Raw genomic sequence first — 14,632 nt, forward strand, 5'->3', positions numbered from 1 at the left:
GCGGGGTCCGCCCCCCCGCCGCCGGGCCCCCCCCCCGCCCCCGGCCCCCCCCCCCCGGCGCGCCCCCCCCCGCCCCCCCCGCGGGGGGGGGGCCCCCCCGCCCGGGGGGGGGCCCCCGCCACTCCCCCTTCCCGCCTCCCGTCACCCGCCCTGGAGCCCCCATGTTCCGTGCCCTCGTGCCGCTCCGGCGCGCCATGCTTCCGGCGCTCGTCTGTCTCGCTCTCGCCGGCTGCTCCTCCGGCGGTGCGGACGCCCCGTCAACCGCCCGCGACGGCGGCGCTGCCGCGTCCTCCGCCACGGTCCCCGGAGCGACCGACTCCGCCGGGAACACGGCCTCCGAGGACACGAACACCCCCGGGAACACGGGCACCGCCGCCCGCCCCCTCCACCTGAGCATCCCTTCGATCGGCGTGGACAGTGACGTGATGCGGCTCGGACTGAACGCGGACGGCACCGTGGAGGTACCGCCCGCCGAGAAGGGCATGACCGTCGGCTGGTACACCGGCAACCCCGCCCCGGGCGAACGCGGCGCCGCCGTTCTCATCGGGCACAACGACACCCGCTTCGGAAAGGCCGTCTTCCACGACCTGAAAAAGATTGCCAAGGGCGCGGACATCGCGATCCGCAACGACCGCGGCGCGGAACTCCACTTCCGGGTCACCGGCACCGAGACCGTCGACAAGAAGGCGTTCCCGACGGAAAAGGTCTACGGCGCCACCGACGAGCGTGCCCTGCGCCTCGTCACCTGCGACGGCGCCTTCGACGCGGAGGGCCACCCCGTCGACAATCTCATCGTGTACGCCACCCGGAGCTGACGACGGCTTCGAGGCACCGTACTGGCGATGACTTCACATCGGCGCAGGGCGTCCCCCGGGACACCCGGAGCAGGCCCGTGCAAGCCCACCGACTGCTAGTTTTACCGAAGATCAGGTGCAGTTCTCGGTGGGGGGAATCCGCCGGGTTCGGAAGGCGGGCTACGGATATGCAGATCTCCCAGATCCTGGACAAGGTCGACGCGGGCGACATCGCTCTGCCGGAGTTCCAGCGCGGCTATGTGTGGACCCGCGACCAAGTACGCGGCTTCTTCCAGTCGTTGTACCGCGGCTACCCGATCGGCGGCTTCCTCACCTGGAGCACCAAGGCCGAGACGGCCGACACGCGCGGCGGAACAACCGGCAAGGACGGCACCATTCAGCTGCTTCTGGACGGCCAGCAGCGGGTGACGACCCTGTACGGCGTGACCCGCGGCCGGCCGCCCCGCTTCTTCGAAGGCAACTCCTCGGCACTGACCGGGCTGCACTTCAATCTGCAGACGGAGTCCTTCGAGTTCTACGCGCCGGGGAAGATGAAGGGCAACCCCGTCTGGGTCGATGTCTCGGCACTGTTCCAGGGCGGCCTGGGCAGCCAGTTGCTCGCCGTTACGCAGCTCGCGGACCAGGACGCGGCATTGCAAGGGACATTCATCGAGCGGCTCAACCGGATCACGCAGATCAAGGACCGCACCGTCCATGTGGACGAGGTCACCGGTGCGGACAAGACCATCGATGTCGTCGTGGACATCTTCAACCGTGTGAACTCGGGTGGGACCAAGCTCTCCAAGGGCGATTTGGCGCTGGCCGCCATCTGCGCCACCTGGCCGGCCGCGCGGCCCACCATGAACGAGGCGTTGGACAACTGGTCGGGCGCCGGTTTCGATTTCAAGCTCGACTGGCTGCTGCGCAATGTCAACGCCGTACTCACGGGCGAGGCACAGTTCTCGAAGCTCGCGGATGTCGATGTCGCGCTGTTCCGCACCGGTCTGAAGGAAACCGTCGACTCCGTCTCGTACCTTCTGAACGCGCTCGGCGGACGTCTCGGGCTCGATCACGGACGGGTCCTGAACGGCCGGGCCGCGTTTCCCGTCATGAGCCGCCTGCTCCACCATCACGGCGGCCGGTTCCCGGATGCCATGACCCGCGACCGTCTCTTCCACTGGTACGTCCACAGCTTCCTGTGGGGCCGTCACACCGGAGCCACCGAGACCGCTCTCAACCAGGACCTGCAGGCACTCGACGACGGTGGCGTCGATCGACTGATCGATGTGCTGCGCCGCAGCCGGGGCGGTCTGCTCACGGTCCGTCCCGACGACTTCGTCGGCTCCAGCATGGGTTCCCGCTTCTATCCCCTTCTCTACCTGCTGACGCGGGTGTACGGGGCCCAGGACTTCGTCAGCGGCGTGCCCCTGCGGGACGGCATGCTGGGCCGCCTCAGCTCTCTCCAGGTGCACCACATCTTCCCCAAGGCCCGCTTGTACGAGCACGGATACAGCCGCGCCGAAGTGAACGCCGTGGCCAACTTCTGCTTCCTGACCCAGGACACGAATCTGCAGATCGGGGCGAAGAGTCCGGCAGAATACCTGGAAGAGATCGAGACCCGCATGCCGGGCGTCCTGGCGACGCAATGGATCCCCATGGACCGGGCACTCTGGCGGATCGAGAACTATCCGGACTTCCAGGCCGCCCGCCGCGCGCTGCTGGCCGATGCCGCCAACGACTTTCTCCAGGCTCTCCACGACGGCCCCTCGTCGGCAGAGCTCCAGGTGCCGACCGCTCTCACCACCACGCGAACGGCCGTGTCGCTGGCCGGCTCGGACGATGACGAGGACATCCCGGGCCTGGCCGCTCTGCTGTCGGAACTCGCAGCGGCGGACCTGGTGGCACCGGAGCTGGACAGCGAGGTGAGCGATCCCCGCACGGGAGCCGCCATCACCGTCGCCGCCGCCTACTGGCCCCAGGGCCTCCATGGAGAGGTCGGCGTCCCCGTGGTCCTCGCCCCTGACACCACGCCCCAGGAGCAGGCTGCGCTGGAAGCCGGCGACTATCGTGTGTTCCACAGCACGGACGCCCTGCGTCGCTTCATCGACAACGCGCGCGGAACGGGCGACGGTCTGAACGGACAACGGGTGTGCACGAACACTTGATTCCGCTCCACCCGCCGACGCGGGACCCCGCTCGGCCGACCCTCTTCCATTCCGCGCTGCGGTTCGTCTTGAAGTACTCGCCCTTGTCGAGCGTCACGCGGCCGGGTGGATCCGGTGTGCGGGGCCGTCGCCGCGATTCGACGGCCCCGGAAGGAGCGGGCGGGCGCGGTCCCGGCGTCCACCGCCCGCGGATCCGACGCCCGGCTTCGGTACCGGGGTAGAGGATGGCGTCGGCGACCCGGCCGCCGGAGTCCTTGACACCGCCGCTGAAGTTGAGGCGTCCGGAGGCACCCGACTTCGCTGCCACCCCGTCCCAGTAGCGGGCCTCGCGCTCCCACCGGATGTCGGAGAGCAGCCGGTGCAGTTCGTCGGCGCCCAGGGCGTTCACCGTGTCGGCCCACGGCGCGGTGTGGTGCACTGCGATGCCGAGCCCGGCGAGCACGGCCGGTGCGGTGAGGGCGCTGCGCGAGACGAAATGCTCGCTGCGGTCGGCGATCAGGTGGGCCAGCAGCGGCACGACGTTCTGCTCGACCTGCTCGGGGCTCGACCCTGCGGGCAGTTCGTCCTCATGGACGGTCTCCGCCGAGCGGGACAGCCCGCCGCGTCCGTAGATCGCCGTGATCACGAGTGCCCGGAGCGCGGACAGGGTGATGACTTCGGCGTCGGTCGGCGTGAACGACGGTGCACTGCCGTACCCGCGTGCGGTGACCCCGGCCGACATCGACCGGCTCCAGCACCAGTCGGACCTGCTGGCGGAACGCTGCCTGCTGTTCGTCGCGTGCACGCGGGCCCGGGACGGGCTGCATGTGTCGTGGTCGGGCACCCCCAGCGAGTTCCTGGTGGAGGCCGGGGTGTGTCAAGCCTCGTAGCCGGGAGGGCCGGGCCGGGGGCGTCGCAGTGCCAGGGCTGCCAGCGCCGCCGGGGCGCCCTTCGGTCCGCGGATGCCCGGGAAGGCATTGATGTCGACGACGACGGGCGCCCCCTCGCGGTCCAGCACATCGACACCGTAGACATCCAGGCCGAAGACCTCTCCCGTGTGGAGGGCGAGTCGGGTCCAGGACTGCGGCAGGTCACGGACCAGTGGCGCGGACTGCGCACCGTCCGGCGGGGCACCCACAGGTGCGGGGCGCACCCCCGCGAACACCTCGCCCGCGATCACCCACAGCTTGTGGTCCCAGCCGCTGTTCGCGACGAACTCCTGCAGGACGACGGGCTCGTCGGACCACTTCACGGCAAGGTCCCGGAACTCGGCCGGACCGTCCACGCGGGCGACCAGGTCCGCGCGCCGGCTGTGGCGGCTCTTGACCATGAGCGGATAGCCGCTCTCCGGCCGCGCCGCTCCGTGGAGGGCTTCGGACAGCGCGTCCAGGGTCCTCGTCCTGGGCATCGGCAGGCCGGCGTCTTCCGCCACGGCGGCGGTCCGGCTCCTGTCCTGGCACAGCTCCGTCGCGGCGGCGGAGTTCACCACCCGGGCGCCGTGTGCCTCGAGGAATCGGGCCAGCACGAGTGCCCGGGGGGTATGGGCCTTGAGGAGGTAGACATCGGCGAGATCGTCCGGGGTCACCAGGTTCGACGGGGATCCGGTTCCGGTGTCCGGGTTCAGGAACGTCACCCGGTGCCCCGCCTCGATCAGTGCGGAAGAGGCTGCGGCGAGCAGCGGATGATCCGGCTTGTCGGTCAGCAGACACACCCTCATATCTGCGCGGCTCCCGGAACGGCTGCCAGCAGGTCCGCCTCGGGGCCGGGGACGGGGTGCGGATGAGGCAGTCCGTGGGGGATCTGCGGCTGCACGGAAATGCGCGGGGCGGGGGCGAGCACGCCCTTCCTGGCAGCGCCGCCCGTCCTGGCCAGGTCGAGGACGGCTCCGGCCAACCGGGATACTGCGTCGGGTACCTGGCGGAAGCTCGGGAAGTCGTTGATGTCGACGATCACGGGGCCGTCGGGGCCGAGCACCACGTCGACGCCGTACAGATCGAGGCCGAAGACCGCTCCCACCTTCGCCGCCGCTGCGGCCACCTCGGCGGGCAGGGGGACGGCACCCTCGTCGGGCGGCCCGTCCGGGTTGAGCGGGGAGCGGCGCAAGGTCGCGTGGAATTCGCCCGCGAGGCAGTAGACCTTCAGGTCGGAGCCGGAGTTGGGCACGTAGGGCTGTGCGATGAGTTGGCCCTCCCCCGCCTGATCCGTCTCCGCCAGCCGCCCGGGGTCCGACACGAGCCGCACCCCGCGCCCCGAGCTCCCGTCGGCGGGCTTGACCACCAGAGGGAAGAGCTCGTCGGGAACATCTGCGAACAGCGCGGCCCTCGGTGCCGAATAGGTCACCGGAACCGGTAGGCCGTGCTGTCGCGCGATGACCGATGTGAGGACCTTGTCGCGCACCGCGCGGATCGACCGCGCATCGTTCACCGTGGTCAGGCCCACAGCAGCTGCGGCCTCCAGCAGGGCGAGCCCGGGGCCGCCGGACACGGTCTTGAGCACCCAGGCGTCATGGGTCCCCGCCCGCACCTCTTCCGAGATCCGCAGCAGTGAGCCGCCGGGGCGCACCACGTCCACGTGGTGTCCCCACGACGTCAGTTGTCGGACCACGTCAAGCGGCATGCTGTCATGCCGGTACAGCTCTTCGACGAGGAAGCAGAGCTTCATCCCAATACCCCTCGGTGCCCCATGAATGAGGGCACGACGATGCCTTGCGGTGCTCTTCCGAGCACCACCAAAGGGGCAACGCTACGTCACGCTCAAGTCAAAGCAACCGCCACCGGGCGTTACGGCGTCGGTGACCGACGACAACGTGGGAGGCGGAGTCGCAGGGCGGCGGGAGCCCGCTCCCTATTGTTCCCCAGGTCGTAAGCGCGGGCCGGGGCCCTGGCGCATGTCGGCAGCTCTCCTGCCAGGGTGACCGATGAGGTCGGGCGGGGCGTTAAGAGACCTGCCCAAGCCCCTCGCCCCAGGCCGCTGGCCTGCTGAGAACGACGATGAACGTGCCTTCCCCGGCCAAGATCACGGCGACCTGGAACATCACCGCCTCCTACCCCAGCAGCCAGACCCTCGTGGCCAAACCCAAAGGCAACGGCAACACCTTCGGGGTGACGATCCAGAACAACGCAACCAGACCTGGCCCACGGTCTCGTGCGCCGGTGGCTGGCCCTCGGCCTTCGGGGAAGCCCTCGTGCGTCAGGGTGACCCCGTGAGCAGGTCCGTGATCCTGAGCCCGGTCGACCCGCCGGGGGCGTCCCGGCCCTGGGCGTCCCCGCCGGGGGCGTCCGCCGGCTCGGGGAGAGAGGCGACGGCGCGCATGCCGGCCCGTGCCCGGTCGAGGAGGGCTTCGCCGCTCAGCGTGGCGAGGTTCGCGCGTGCCTCGGCCAACATGCTGTCCGCGGCTGCCAGCAGATCCTTCTCGCCCAGCGGGCGGGCGGGCCGGTCGGTCCCGACGAGCAGCGCTGCCAGGGCGGCCCGCAAGTGGGCCTCGCCCGCCTCGCGGACGGTGAACGACAGGTGGGCGCTGGCTCCGGGCTCGGCGGCGATCGCGCGGTGTGCGTGGCCGCGCGGTATGTAGAGCACCTCACCCGGTTCCAGTCGGGTGGTGAACGTCGGACGGCCGGGGGAGCCGACGGGGCCGGGGGCCCACCGGCCGTCGCCCGGACCGTCGTACAGATGCCAGACCTTGGTACCGCTGGTCTGGATGACGAACACGTCGGCGTCATCGCGGTGGACCGGCCGCCCCTGGGTCCCCGGCGGGGTGATGAAGTGGAACGCTTCCACCTGCCGGCCGAGTCGGCGCCGCATCGCCTCGCAGAACGCGCGGATGCCGGGGTGCCACTGGTCGATGTGACGCAGCAGCACGGTGGCGGTCCCCTCGGCGAGGAGGCGGCGTACCGAGGACCCGTCCACGTAACCGTGCTCGGCCCGGCCCAGGACAGTGCGCGGGGGACAGAACCGGGGAAGGGGTACCTCGCCGTCCGCGGTGACCAGTTGCAGGTAGGGGACGCGCAGCAGACCGGTGTCGAGCCAATGGTCCAGCTCGTCGGCCGACAGCAGGTCGAGAGGCGGGTCCGCGGGGCGGAACACCCGGGGGGTGCCGTGCCGCAGCGTGTCGACGAAATCGTCGGCGTCGCCCGTGAAGCGGTGCAGGACATCCATGTCGTCTGATCCTCGGGGAAGCGTGGTGCGGTGTGTCCCGCAGCAGCGGGGTCGGAGTGGGGACGAGGGGGCGTCGGGTGACGGCCGCCGGGCGCTCTGGCGCTGTCTTCTTCGCTCCAGTGGTTCTCGGTGAAGGCGCCAGGAGCAGGCGGGTCGGCCCCCTCAGGGGCCGGGGTCGGGACGCGTGCCGACGCGGGCGCAGGAAGCCGGGACCGTGGCTCGGGCGGCGGGGCGCAGCAGCAGGTGGTACGGGCGGACGGCCTCGACGGCCGCCTCCATCGAGGCGAAGCCCCGGTCCAGCGCGTACAGGTCCGCCTCGGCCCGGGTACAGCCCCAGCGTCCGGTCAGACGCTCGGCCAGGTCCTCGTCGAACAGCATGAGCGGATCGGACTCGGACCTGCCCCCCGACAGCTCCTCGGAGTCGCGCAGGCAGGCGGCGGCCGTCTCATGGGCGCGGGCGAACGCGGAGGAGTGCTCGAACTCGTCGAGGAGGACGGTGTCCCCGGGGACACCGGGGTCCAGCTCGAAACTCCGGGACAAGAAGACCGTCAGCTGTTCGCGGCGGCTGCCCTGGGCCGCCTCCGCCTCGGTCAGCCACGGCCGCAGGAAGCCGAAACCGTCGCCTCGACCGGGGTCTGGATACACCCCGAGGTGGACACCGTGGGCGATCGCGGCGTCCGTGGTGTCGCCGGGGACCGGCGCCGTCGCACAGGTGCGGGCGCAGTCCCGGGCGATCCACGCCAGAACCGTCCGCCGCCGCTGCGCGGGGAAGGCGTCGGAGAACAGTTGCAGCACGCGCAGCGCGGCCAGGGCGCCGGGCCGTCGGCCGTCCGGGCCGCTTCCGGGAGCCGGCCGGGCCCCCTCCTCCCAGGAGGCCAGATACGTCGTACGCGGCACCCCAGGGCGGACCCCGGTGGGACGTGCGGTGTCCGGGTCCCAGGCGGCCAGGATGTCGGCCAGCGCGAGCGTGTCGGCCCGTTTGACGTCGTCGCGGTGACGGGCGCAGTGCTCGCCGAGCACCTTCAGCTCGCCGGGGTCGACGCCGACCGCCTCGCTCAGCTCGGGGAACCGCTCGAAGGCTCGCAGCGGATACGGAGTCACCCGCAGGGCGCCGACGATCCGCCCCGCGGTCGCCGCGTCGCACGCCCCGTCGCGCACCGCCCTGGCCAGGGTGGACCGAATGACGACCAGGGGTTCGGACATGGCGCGGTAGTCGCTCTCGGGCGGGCCGTGCAGCAGCGCCACCTCGTCGTCGGCCTCGATCCTCCCGTCCCGGTAGTCCTGGTACACCCGGCCGACGCCGCGCATCCCGAAGGCGTCGAGCTCGGCGGCACGCAGCGCTCCCATGCTTGCGGCGCCGAGCACCTCGGCTCCGCGGTCGAGGACGGCGAGGATCTCCTTGTGCGGCACCGCCCGCACCTGGTGGAAGTAGCCGTCCACGATGCCGACGACGTCCCCGTCTGTGAGCGGCAGGGCCAGCAGATCACCGGCGGCGACGGGCGGCAGAAGGGTGACCCCGGGCGGGGCGAGGAAGCCGGGGGCCGACGGGCCGAGGAAGAGGTATCGATGGGTCATGGTGCGGGCCTCACATGGTGCGGGGCATCGTCATGCCGGGACAGAGGACATGGACGACCGGGACGCCGAGATCGGCACGGGTGTGGTCGACCACCAGTGGACTGCGTCCCGTGACGGCGACGACGCGGTCGACCAGCCGGGCGGTCTCGTCGCGGTGATCGGGCAGTACCACGGAGGGGACGGCGTCGAACGGGACGGACGGGGGCCCGCCCCGGCCCGGCGGCGGCGCCTGCGCGGTGCGCGCCAGGGCGAGTCGTAGCCGCCGGTACGTACGGTCCTCGAGGTCGTCCCGGGCGCCTGCGATGATCGACAGCCGGACCTGGGCCGCCTCGGTCAGGGCCCGGCACAGGGCCACCTGAGCGTCCAGGTGGCAGCCGTAACCATGGATCGGCAGGGGAAAACCGCCGCCGAGGATGGCCACGCCGAAGCAGGGCACCTCCAACGGGGTGGCGAGCAGGCCGATACCGATCCGCACACCGGCCGCCCGGTACTGCTCGATGAGTTCGGCCGCCGGGCCCGGCACACCATCGGCGTCGACCACGCGCGAGGGCCCGTCGGCCCACGCGCGGTGGACGGCGTCGCGCTCGATCACCTCGTACAGGCCGTGCGCGATCGCCTCGTCCCGAGTGTTGCCGCCGGCCAGGCCGTTGCTGGTGGCGGCGAACAGCGGCGGCCGCCAGCGCGGACGGACCCGGCGGTCCAGGATCAGGCAGTCCAGCGGAACCAGCGAGGAGCCGCCGTCGCTCAACCGCACCGCGGAGCGCCAGGCCGGCCGGGTCGCCGCGTTGAGGCAGTGGCGTGCCCGCAGTGCGAGCTCGTCGACACGGTAGCCCAGGCCGGGTTCGACGTCGGCGACGCTGCCCACGTGATCCGGCCGGGTGTCCAGGTGCCCGCCGTGCCACCGCTCGATCGCCTCCATCGCGGCGGACACCTTGGCCGACACCGGGTCCAGCCCCTTGCCCTGATAAACGGACAGATAGCGGCCGGTGGGGGCGACCGCTTGGTAGACGGGGATACCGATGTCGTCCAGCCAGGTCAGGTCCGCGATCCGGGTCACCCCGACGGCGGGGAGCAGCGGCGCGAGCCACTCCCAGGTCCGCGCGGGCGGGCAGGCACGGTGCGTCCCCGTGAAGTACATCTTCTCCCCGCTCGTCATGTCCTTCGGAGCCGCCGGCCGGGCGTCGGCGACGAGAGCCGGAGCCGTCGGCTCCGCCGGGGTCGCGGCCACGCTCACCGGGTCACCGCCGCTTCGTCCCGGCCCGGCGCGGGCCCGGGGCGGCCCAACGTCAGGCTCAGCAAATGGCGTCCACCCGGCCGAAGGGCGTGGAGCACGGATGTCGCCGCTCCCTGGCTCCGTCCGCGCAGGCAGCCGCCGAACCCGGCACCGATCGCCGTCAGCCAGCAGCAGTGCGCGAGCGCGGCGGCCCGGACCAGGAGGTCGGCGTGCCCCGCGTGATCAGCCCGGCGGACGGCACCGGCCAGATCACCGCCGATCATCAGCACCGCGGGGGCGTCGTCGAAGGACTCCGCCGCGTCGGGCAGCTTGGGGGCGCCCTCGACCAGGCGGAAGGCACCATCGGGCCCGACCTCGTACCAGCCGACCGGCAGGGTGCCGACGCGATACGCCGCCAGCAGGACGGTGAGGTCCGTCGGAGGCCGTCCGGGCCACTGGGCGCGATGGGTCGTCAGGGCGTCGGCCAGGGCGGCGGACAGCTCGTCCGCCGCCACCTGGCGCGGGTCGAACGACCGCAGCGACCGACGGGCCTCCAGCACCTCCCACAGCGCCCCGGCGTACGGTGCCGGGCCGGCCGCGGGCTCCGCAGGGCCTGCGGCCGGCGTCGTCCGGCCGGCGGCGAGCCGCTCCGCGAAGACGGTCATCAGGTCACGCTCGTCGACGAGCGGCATCGCCGTTGTCCTTCCCGTAGATTCCGATGATCCCCGTCACCATCCGGTCGGCCGGGTCCAGATCCAGGTGCTCGACAAGCCCACCGGTGTCACCGGCCACCAGATCGGCCCGCAACCCCAGTTCGGCCGCCACCAGGGCGGCCTGCGCCATCGCGCAGCCGGTGTCCAGATGGGCCAAGCGGGGGGAGAACACGCGGTACTTGCCCCGGAGCCGGTGCAGTGCGCCGGTGAACACCAGGGCCGCGTCGACCGGTCGGCCGGCCAAAGCCGTACCCGCGAGCAGTTCGCTCAAGGGCGGCGCGTCACAGCGAGCGGCGATCAGCTCGCCGGCCTCGTCGTCGTACGCGAACACGGTGCCGGGCAGCGGCGACAGGGGCGCCTCGGTGAGCAGGAAGATCCGCACCGAGCCCAGATTGCCGCCGCTGGGCGCCCAGCGGCGCCGTAGGCCGCCGCCGGGTCCGGCTTCCTCGGGTGTGCCCCCGGCCGGGCCGGTTCCCCGGAGGCCGGCGGTGAGCGACAGCAGCAGGCTGACGGCCTGTTCGTCGAGCACCCCCGGCGAAGGCGCCGCCGTCACCGGGGCCGGCAGTGGGTACCTCGGACTGGTCTCCAGTTCCGGGACGGCCGGAGGATCGAAGGGGGTGACGCCCATACCGGCGGCGAACCGCTCCGCGGGCGCGGCCTGCAGCAGCCACTCGACGGTGTCCGGTTCCCGCTCCGCCCCGGCGCCGATGGGTCCGCAGTGGGGACAGCCGGGCTCCGGAACGACCGCCAGGATCCGGGTGGTGAGGTCCGGTACGGTCAGTCGCCGCAGATCCCGGCGCGGCAGCGGCTGCGCGGTGCCGGCGAGCACGGCGGTGACCTGGTCGGTGACCAGACCGGCGACGAGGTCTACGGTCGCCGGCGGCAGCGGGGAGGGCACCCGGTCTGCGGGGAACGCCTGCTCGTGGCCCGCCCGGAAACAGCTGGTGCAGGCGGTGTGACCGGGCAGGAACCTCGGGCCGATCTCGATCGCGGCCGTCGCGTCCGCCGAGGCACGGATCGCGTACCGCAGGACCTCGAAGCCGCCGGCGGCGCCGCCGCGGCCGGCTTCGTCGAGCCGCGCCGAGGCGTCGTCGCAGACCACGAACAGATCCACCGGGCCGACCGGGGCGGCTTCGCCGGGCGGCACGGGCGCGATCCGGCCCACACCGCAGGCTCGCAGGTCCTCGGTGACGCGCCGGGTCACCTCGGGCGGGCCGGACAGGGCGACCGTGGCCGCCGCCAGCCGGGCGAGCGCGATCGACGACCCGCACTCGGCATCGGCCGGCGGTCCCGTGCGCGACAGGAAGTCGGCCACCGGGTCGATCGCCGTGGGCGCGCCGTCCGCCGGGGCCGTGCCGACGGCGGAGCAGTCCGGTTCGAGAAGTGCGCGTTCCTCGAGGGCGGTCAAGACAGGGGCGATCCCGGACGCGTCGAGGCCCAATTCGGCCGCGATCGCGGCCCGGTCGCGGGTGCCGTCGAGCAGGGCGAGCAGACGGGGCAGCGTGTCGGCCGCCGCAGCGCCGGCGAAGAGGTGGCGACGGCCGACGGCCTCGACCACCAGCCCGCGGGCCACCGCGGTGACGGCGATCCCTCGGCGCAGCCGGGGCCGGCAGTCATGCCCGTGGCCGTCGCCGGGCCCGGCGGGTGCGGCTTCGGCGGTGCTCGTGTGCGTGGTCATGCGGGAACTCCCTGATGCGTCGTCCTGGCGTCGCCGAGCAGTTCGGCCAGTACTCCGGTGCGATCCAGGCCGGGAACGGTCTCCGGTGCGCAGCGCAGGCAGCCGTGGCAGCGCAGGACCGGCTGGGTGTCGATCTCGCCGTTTCGCAGGCTGACGGCCGTGACCGAGCCGGGCTTCGCGCTCACCTCGTCCGGACCGTCGAGAAGGCAGTGCAACAGGCCGGCGGCTGTGCGGGCGTGCTGCGGCAGGAACCCGCGCGGCCCGCTTCCCGGGTCGGCCTCGTGCGCCTCCCACAGAGCGTTGGTGATCGACGCCTGGTCGTCGTGCTGTGTCCGCCGGGCCAGGTAGCAGTCGAAGCAGGGACCCTGGTGCGGAACCACCCACGGACCGATCCGCAGCAGCAGGTCCTCGGTGACCACGGGCAGCCACGGCACCCTGTGCTGCCAGGCCAGGGCGTCGGCCTGGCGGCCCAGGGCGGGCAAAGGGTGCTGGGCAGCCAGGACGACCGCCCCGGGACGGGCGCCGAAGGCGTCCGCCAGGTCCTCCCGCCGGACCCGGTCGGCACCGAGGCCGCCGGTGGACAGCAGCTGCGCGACCTGCTCACCGAAGCCTCCGACACCGACGACCAGCAGCCGGCGGCCTGTCAGGCGAATGGTTGCGGCCATGGATTGAGCCCCTCCTCGGAGTGGACGGTGAACCCCATCGCGGCCGGCGCCTCGAACAGCCGGGGATGGGCGCGGAACTGGGCGACCGGAGTCAGTGTCATCGGCATCAGATCCGGGATGACGACGTTGAACGAGCTCAGACCGACGGAGCGCAACTCGCAGTGGCTCCGGTCGACGGCGTACACAGGCATGCCCGACGCCGCGAAGCGGTCGAGCAGGACAGCGAGCGCGGCCCGCGGATCGGCGGGCAGTCCGGGCTGTTCGGCGCGCGGCCGGCCCGTCGCCGCCTCGTGCAGGAAGGCGAACGCGTCCGCGCGCAGAGGCGAGGCCATGTAGCGGGCCCCGTCGGTGATCGAGGTGAACTCGGCGAACGAGGCCGGCTCGGGCACCTCGTCGTACAGCACCCCTCGCACTCCGAGGGCCTCGCCCAGTGCCTTCTCGGCCGCCGCCGAGAGGGTGCGGTCGGCGGCGCAGCCCACCACGTGGCGGACTCGCCGGTCGTGCTCGGAGACCTGGAGGCAGTAGACCGTCGGCACCCCGAGGTCGGTCGTCGCATCGAACAGCAGTGTCCGCAGGAAATGGCGGTGCGAGGCGTCGAGCAACTCCTCCATCGCCGGCGAGACCGGGAGGTCGGGGGGAAGCGGGGGCAGCGGCATTCGCTGCAACCAGGTGAGAGCGATCGCGTCGCGCTCGACCACTTCGAGAACGGCGCGCACAAGCGCCTCGACTGGATCGTGGTGCACCGCGAAGCCGGTCGACAGCCGGTACCAGAAACGCTCGGCCGGCACGGCGGGATGCAACCGGTAGGTCGCCATCACCGCCGGCAGCCACGTCCGTTTGCCCGAGACCAACTCCATGCCCTGGACCCAGCGGATCGGCGCGCCGGGGTCGAACGGCACGATCGGGCAGGCGGGATCCGCCGACTCGATGGCGGAGCAGCGAGGCAGCCGGCCTATGTCGAGGACGGGGCCTTCGAGGTCGAAGACCGTTGCCCACCGGTGCTCGGCCGTGGGCGGCTCATAGGCGGAGTAGCGCTCGGCTGCCTCCGCGATCGCCACCAGCCGGGCACGCGCCGGGTCGCCGAAGGAGCGTCCGCCGCCGTCGCTGGTGTGCAGGTCCGCACCGGAACCGGGACGTCCGCTGCCGCCGTCGGCGTGGCAGCCGTACAACTGGGCCGTCCAGCCCTCCGGCCGGTACTGGCGGGTTCCCCTGACCACACCGTAGGGGGACACGAGTTCGTCGAGCTTGTTCAACTGATCGTCTGCCATGGAGGGCATGGCGTGGGCCTCGCTTGTCTGTCGCAGGAGGCGGGGTCGTGCGGTGGGGACACCGCACGACCCTGCCGGATCTGGCGTCAATGCCGTTCAGCGGGCCGGAGCGTCAGATGCAGCAGCCGCAGTTGCCGTAGCCGCAGTGCGTGCAGCACGTCGTGCAACCTGTGCAGTTGTCCGCGCCGGCGGTGGACTGCTCGGACAGCTCGTTCCAGGTCTTCGGTGTCACATCGGTGACGTCCAGGTCCAGCTGCTGACTAGAAGGCATCAGGTTCCCCTTTCTTCGAGGTCGGGCGGCCCGGACCGGCAGCCCGGGACAAGATTTGCGGTTGGCCGTCAGTAAGTGATCAACGCTCCGTCAACATCTGTCACGGCACAGCCCAGTTGAACCGCCCCCGAAGCGGCGGACGCCACGTGATCACGT

The 14,632-nt window shown here is 72.1% G+C and carries 13 protein-coding genes and 2 pseudogenes; 4 read left to right on the top strand and 11 right to left on the bottom strand.

The genetic code is table 11. The annotated features are described in order from the left end of the window. Window positions 1-161: 161 nt before the first annotated feature. Window positions 162-815 (top strand): class F sortase, encoded by a 654-nt coding sequence (locus tag ACFYXM_RS03345; RefSeq protein WP_389286378.1) that lies wholly within the window; start codon window positions 162-164, stop codon window positions 813-815. 167 nt (window positions 816-982) lie between these two features. Further along, on the top strand, window positions 983-2,959 hold the full coding sequence (locus ACFYXM_RS03350; RefSeq protein WP_389286380.1) for a DUF262 domain-containing protein: 1,977 nt from the start codon (window positions 983-985) through the stop codon (window positions 2,957-2,959). Here ACFYXM_RS03350 and ACFYXM_RS03355 read toward each other — a convergent pair. Beyond that, window positions 2,895-3,680: a hypothetical protein gene (locus ACFYXM_RS03355; protein WP_389286573.1), complete on the bottom strand. Its 786-nt coding sequence runs from the start codon at window positions 3,678-3,680 to the stop codon at window positions 2,895-2,897. The genes ACFYXM_RS03350 and ACFYXM_RS03355 overlap by 65 nt on opposite strands. On the opposite strand from ACFYXM_RS03355, the pseudogene ACFYXM_RS03360 reads away from it, so the two are divergent. Continuing rightward, a pseudogene (locus ACFYXM_RS03360) lies at window positions 3,619-3,828 on the top strand (hypothetical protein); the annotation flags it as partial. The gene ACFYXM_RS03355 and the pseudogene ACFYXM_RS03360 overlap by 62 nt on opposite strands. On the opposite strand, the gene ACFYXM_RS03365 reads toward ACFYXM_RS03360, so the two are convergent. Both ACFYXM_RS03365 and ACFYXM_RS03370 read right to left on the bottom strand, forming a co-directional pair. After that, the gene (locus tag ACFYXM_RS03365; protein WP_389286381.1) at window positions 3,816-4,655 is read right to left on the bottom strand and encodes a RimK family alpha-L-glutamate ligase; all 840 of its coding nucleotides are present in this window, start codon (window positions 4,653-4,655) and stop codon (window positions 3,816-3,818) included. The pseudogene ACFYXM_RS03360 and the gene ACFYXM_RS03365 sit on opposite strands and share 13 nt — an antisense overlap. After that, the gene (locus ACFYXM_RS03370; RefSeq protein ID WP_389286382.1) at window positions 4,652-5,599 is read right to left on the bottom strand and encodes a RimK family alpha-L-glutamate ligase; all 948 of its coding nucleotides are present in this window, start codon (window positions 5,597-5,599) and stop codon (window positions 4,652-4,654) included. Before ACFYXM_RS03370 ends, ACFYXM_RS03365 begins: the two co-directional genes overlap by 4 nt. A 326-nt stretch (window positions 5,600-5,925) precedes the next feature. On the opposite strand from ACFYXM_RS03370, the pseudogene ACFYXM_RS03375 reads away from it, so the two are divergent. Next, window positions 5,926-6,095, top strand: a pseudogene (locus ACFYXM_RS03375) (1,4-beta-xylanase); the annotation flags it as partial. A 32-nt stretch (window positions 6,096-6,127) separates the two neighbouring features. On the opposite strand, the gene ACFYXM_RS03380 reads toward ACFYXM_RS03375, so the two are convergent. The 8 genes from ACFYXM_RS03380 to ACFYXM_RS03415 all read right to left on the bottom strand — a co-directional run bounded on the left by ACFYXM_RS03380 (window position 6,128) and on the right by ACFYXM_RS03415 (window position 14,476). After that, complete coding sequence (locus tag ACFYXM_RS03380; RefSeq protein WP_389286384.1) at window positions 6,128-7,093, bottom strand: JmjC domain-containing protein; 966 nt, start codon at window positions 7,091-7,093, stop codon at window positions 6,128-6,130. 162 nt (window positions 7,094-7,255) lie between these two features. After that, the gene (locus tag ACFYXM_RS03385) at window positions 7,256-8,668 is read right to left on the bottom strand and encodes a TfuA-like protein (protein ID WP_389286386.1); all 1,413 of its coding nucleotides are present in this window, start codon (window positions 8,666-8,668) and stop codon (window positions 7,256-7,258) included. Between the two features lie 10 nt (window positions 8,669-8,678). Beyond that, the gene (locus tag ACFYXM_RS03390) at window positions 8,679-9,902 is read right to left on the bottom strand and encodes a YcaO-like family protein (protein ID WP_389286387.1); all 1,224 of its coding nucleotides are present in this window, start codon (window positions 9,900-9,902) and stop codon (window positions 8,679-8,681) included. Then, a complete protein-coding gene (locus tag ACFYXM_RS03395; protein WP_389286389.1) occupies window positions 9,899-10,573 on the bottom strand; it encodes a nitroreductase family protein in 675 nt (224 codons plus the stop codon). Before ACFYXM_RS03395 ends, ACFYXM_RS03390 begins: the two co-directional genes overlap by 4 nt. Then, the gene (locus ACFYXM_RS03400) at window positions 10,551-12,272 is read right to left on the bottom strand and encodes a nitroreductase family protein (protein ID WP_389286390.1); all 1,722 of its coding nucleotides are present in this window, start codon (window positions 12,270-12,272) and stop codon (window positions 10,551-10,553) included. The genes ACFYXM_RS03395 and ACFYXM_RS03400 overlap by 23 nt, the downstream gene beginning before the upstream one ends. Then, entirely contained in the window at window positions 12,269-12,937 is a 669-nt protein-coding gene (locus ACFYXM_RS03405; protein ID WP_389286392.1) for a TOMM precursor leader peptide-binding protein, read from the bottom strand. The genes ACFYXM_RS03400 and ACFYXM_RS03405 overlap by 4 nt, the downstream gene beginning before the upstream one ends. Then, window positions 12,916-14,205 carry a YcaO-like family protein gene (locus ACFYXM_RS03410; RefSeq protein WP_389286393.1) on the bottom strand — a complete coding sequence of 430 codons (1,290 nt, stop codon included), beginning with the start codon at window positions 14,203-14,205 and terminating at the stop codon, window positions 12,916-12,918. The genes ACFYXM_RS03405 and ACFYXM_RS03410 overlap by 22 nt, the downstream gene beginning before the upstream one ends. A 112-nt stretch (window positions 14,206-14,317) precedes the next feature. Next, window positions 14,318-14,476: a hypothetical protein gene (locus tag ACFYXM_RS03415; RefSeq protein ID WP_389286395.1), complete on the bottom strand. Its 159-nt coding sequence runs from the start codon at window positions 14,474-14,476 to the stop codon at window positions 14,318-14,320. Window positions 14,477-14,632: the final 156 nt, after the last annotated feature.

Origin of the sequence: Streptomyces sp. NPDC002476 (genome assembly GCF_042889785.1) — a bacterium.
Taxonomy (GTDB): domain Bacteria; phylum Actinomycetota; class Actinomycetes; order Streptomycetales; family Streptomycetaceae; genus Streptomyces.

Bases quoted from the DNA above. Each gene is read 5' to 3' on its own strand.
- ACFYXM_RS03345 (WP_389286378.1), top strand. From the start codon at position 162: ATGTTCCGTGCCCTCGTGCCGCTCCGGCGCGCCATGCTTCCGGCGCTC.
- ACFYXM_RS03350 (WP_389286380.1), top strand. From the start codon at position 983: ATGCAGATCTCCCAGATCCTGGACAAGGTCGACGCGGGCGACATCGCT.
- ACFYXM_RS03355 (WP_389286573.1), bottom strand. From the start codon at position 3,680: ATGTCGGCCGGGGTCACCGCACGCGGGTACGGCAGTGCACCGTCGTTC.
- ACFYXM_RS03365 (WP_389286381.1), bottom strand. From the start codon at position 4,655: ATGAGGGTGTGTCTGCTGACCGACAAGCCGGATCATCCGCTGCTCGCC.
- ACFYXM_RS03370 (WP_389286382.1), bottom strand. From the start codon at position 5,599: ATGAAGCTCTGCTTCCTCGTCGAAGAGCTGTACCGGCATGACAGCATG.
- ACFYXM_RS03380 (WP_389286384.1), bottom strand. From the start codon at position 7,093: ATGGATGTCCTGCACCGCTTCACGGGCGACGCCGACGATTTCGTCGAC.
- ACFYXM_RS03385 (WP_389286386.1), bottom strand. From the start codon at position 8,668: ATGACCCATCGATACCTCTTCCTCGGCCCGTCGGCCCCCGGCTTCCTC.
- ACFYXM_RS03395 (WP_389286389.1), bottom strand. From the start codon at position 10,573: ATGCCGCTCGTCGACGAGCGTGACCTGATGACCGTCTTCGCGGAGCGG.
- ACFYXM_RS03400 (WP_389286390.1), bottom strand. From the start codon at position 12,272: ATGACCACGCACACGAGCACCGCCGAAGCCGCACCCGCCGGGCCCGGC.
- ACFYXM_RS03405 (WP_389286392.1), bottom strand. From the start codon at position 12,937: ATGGCCGCAACCATTCGCCTGACAGGCCGCCGGCTGCTGGTCGTCGGT.
- ACFYXM_RS03410 (WP_389286393.1), bottom strand. From the start codon at position 14,205: ATGGCAGACGATCAGTTGAACAAGCTCGACGAACTCGTGTCCCCCTAC.
- ACFYXM_RS03415 (WP_389286395.1), bottom strand. From the start codon at position 14,476: ATGCCTTCTAGTCAGCAGCTGGACCTGGACGTCACCGATGTGACACCG.